The 3,644-nt window shown below is 33.5% G+C and carries 1 protein-coding gene; it reads left to right on the forward strand.

Going from position 1 to position 3,644, the window contains the following annotated elements; genetic code table 11:
- The coding region (gene dnaE, locus J6V67_RS04420; RefSeq protein ID WP_291859338.1) for a DNA polymerase III subunit alpha at positions 1-3,262 on the forward strand (3,262 nt) is incomplete at its 5' end.
- Positions 3,263-3,644 lie beyond the last annotated feature (382 nt).

Below are 3,644 nucleotides of genomic sequence, written 5' to 3' on the forward strand. Positions count from 1 at the left end.
AGAGCAGGTTTTAAGCGAATTTTATGCTAAGTCACCTGAGCAAATGGGTGAAATTTTTGCCGATATCCCAGAGGTTATAACTAATACTCAAGAGATTGTACAAAAATGCAATCTAGAGATAAAACTAGGTGATGCTACTCCACCAAATTTTAAATTTACCCAAGAGTATGCCAAAACAAGAGAATTAGCCCTACCAAATCCAGATATCGAGTATGACTTAGACAATGATAGCGCCCTATTTGAGCATGAATGTAAAGAGGGGCTTAAAAAGCGCTTAGAGTTTATTGATCCTAGCAAGCATCAAATATATAAAGATAGACTAGATTTAGAGATTAAAACTATCAAAAATATGAAGTTTCCAGGCTATATGCTTATCGTTGCTGATTTTATCAATGAAGCAAAAAAACGCGGAATTCCAGTAGGTCCAGGTCGTGGCTCAGCTGCTGGTAGCTTGGTAGCTTATGCTCTTCGTATTACTGACCTTGATCCAATACCTTATAACTTACTATTTGAGAGGTTTTTAAATCCAGAACGTATAAGTATGCCTGATATCGATGTAGATTTTTGTCAAAATCGCAGGGGTGAAGTAATTGATTATGTTATACAAAAATATGGTCAATATAATGTAGCCCAAGTAGCCACATTTGGTAAATTACTTGCTAAGGGCGTCATTAGAGATGTAGCTAGAGTTATGGGAATGCCATATTCTGATGCTGATGCAATGGCAAAATTAATCCCTGATGAATTAGGTATTGCGCTTCAAGGTCATATCAATAAAAAAGGCGAATTTGAGCCAGGAGCTTTTGAAAAAGAGCCAAAAATCGGTGAATTAATAGAAAGTAATGAGCTAGCAAGAAATGTGTGGAAGTATGCTTGCGAGCTTGAAGGGTTAAATAGAAATCCAGGTATGCACGCTGCTGGTATAGTAATTAGCAATGAAGAACTATGGAAAAAAGCACCGCTATGGAAGCAAAGTAATGCTGAAGATGGCCACTATGTAACTCAATATACTAAAGACTATCTTGAAGATGTAGATCTTATTAAATTTGACTTTTTAGGGCTTAAGACTCTAACAGTAATTGATAATGCTATAAAGCTAGTCAAGGCTAGATTTAATAAAGATATCTTATGGGAGAGAATTGACTTTAACGATCCAAAAACCTATGAAACTATACAAAGCGGCAATACCCTTGGAATATTTCAAATAGAATCAAGCGGTATGCAAAAGCTAGCTGCAAAATTAAAGCCAGACTGCTTTGAAGATGTTATCGCTATGATTGCCTTGTATCGTCCAGGACCGCTTAATTCAGGAATGGTAGATGATTTTATCGATATTAAACATGGCAAAAAGAGTGTAGAGTATGCATTTGAGGCATTGCGTCCGATTCTAGAGCCTACATATGGGGTTATAGTTTATCAAGAGCAGGTTATGCAAGTAGTGCAAACTGTAGGTGGATTTAGCCTTGGCGGTGCTGATTTAGTTCGTAGAGCAATGAGCAAGAAAAAAGAAGATGAGATGCTTAGATTAAAGACTGAGTATCTTGAAGGTGCAGCTAAAAACGGCTTTGATACTACTAAAGCTGATGCACTTTTTGAATTGATTATGAAATTTGCAGAGTATGGATTTAATAAATCTCACTCCGCAGCTTATGCGCTTATTACATTTCAAACAGCATACTTAAAGACATATTATCCAGCTGAATTTATGGCTGCACTTTTAACTAGCGAAGAGAATAATACTGATAAGATAACTAAGTATATAGAAGAGATTCGTCGCCTTGATATAGAGCTTTTACCACCTAGTGTAAGCAAGAGTAAAAGCGAATTTAGTGTAATTAGCAAAGATGGCAAAGATGCTATTATCTACGGTCTTGGTGCTATAAAGGGCGTAGGAGGCTCAGCTATTGATGAGATTATAGATATGAGACAAGATAGAATGAACACTCTAGAGGATTTAGTATCTAATAGTGATTGTACTGTAATAAATAAGCGTGTATATGAATCACTTATAAAATCAGGCGCATTAGATGAGTTTGGTTATAGCAGAAAGACTTTAATGCAAAATGTCGAATATCTCACCGAACAATCCAAAAAAAGTAGTACAATTAAAAAAGATGCTAAATTTTCACTATTTGGCGATGATGATAGTATGAGTCAGATCAAATTAAGCTTAAATATCGCTCAAGGTGAGTTTAGCCAACGAGAGCTTTTAGGCTTTGAACAAGAATATCTAGGCGTATATATCAGCGGCCACCCTCTTGATGAGTTTAAATCTAGTATGTCAAAGATAGCACATACTAATTCATCTGAATTTGATAATATAGAAGATGGTAGTGAAATAATAGTAATTGGCAAGGTAGAAGATATATCAGTTAAGCTCACCAAATCAGGTAATAAGATGGGTATAATCACTATCCTTGATATGTATGGAAGTATGGAAGCAACAGTATTTGCTCAAATGCAAAAGCTAGAATCTATGCCAAAAGAGGAGCTAGAAAAGCCGCTTGTATTTAAGATGGTATTAAATAAAGACGATCAGCAAATTCGGCTAAAAGTAAATGAAATATACACTTTAGAAGAGGCGCAAAATACAAAAATTACTCTAAAATCCAATAAAATTACCGCTGAAGAGCTAGAAGAAAATAAAGAGTATTTTGATGCTATTAGGCACTCTACTATATTAGATGTACTAAAAAGCGCTAAAAATGGCGAACATCTAATAATCGCTAAAATCAATAATATAAGCATTAAAGATACAAAATCAGGCAATAAAATGGCAGTTATTAGCGTAGCTGATAAAAGCTCAAATGCTGATATGTTTGCTTTTGATGTAGCATGTGCTCAAGCTAGTCAAATAAGCGATACAAGTAAGCTCTACGCTCTTAAAATTACCCCGCCACGTGATGCAAACTCAAAGATTATCATAAATCAAATAATTGATATTGATGAGGCTAAAAATGGTGATATAACCTTAAGAAATGCCCCTAGAAAAAGAAGTCAACAAGACTCTGCGCAAACTACTAAGCCAGTAGTATCAATAGTTGGCAAGATAGAGATTGATTTAGAACTAAGTCAATTAAACAAAAACAAAATAAATGAAATTTATCAACTCGCCTATAAACATAATGCTAAAATCGGGGAGAAAAAAAGCTTACTTTTAAGGGTAATAGATGAGAATAAAAATCAAGTAATGGTATTTACTACTGAATTTAGTGTAAGTGATGAATTCAAAAATGAAGTAAAAATGCTTTTGGTTGGATAAATGTATTAAAAATTATTAAGTCGTGATTTTGAAAGAATATTAAATGAATAGAAAGTTATATAAACCATTTGGTCATGGTGCTATTCTTTTTAAAATGCGTAGAGTTTATAGTATTAATAAAACTAGCAAAGCATTATAAATCTTTAAAGACAAAGATTTATAATCAAAAGAGTTATAAATTAACAAAATACACTATACTTGGCACATGAATATATATTTATATTTAAAAAATAAATTTAAATGTTGCTAGCATAGCTACTAGCAACATTTTAGAAAAAATATATTAAAATTTCTTCTTCTTAGCCTCTTGAACTATTGCATTAGCAATCATATCAACTTCATTGGCTATTTTATCGCTATCTTGAGCAATTTTAGTATTTTG

Origin of the sequence: Campylobacter sp. (assembly GCF_017646085.1) — a bacterium.
GTDB lineage: Bacteria > Campylobacterota > Campylobacteria > Campylobacterales > Campylobacteraceae > Campylobacter.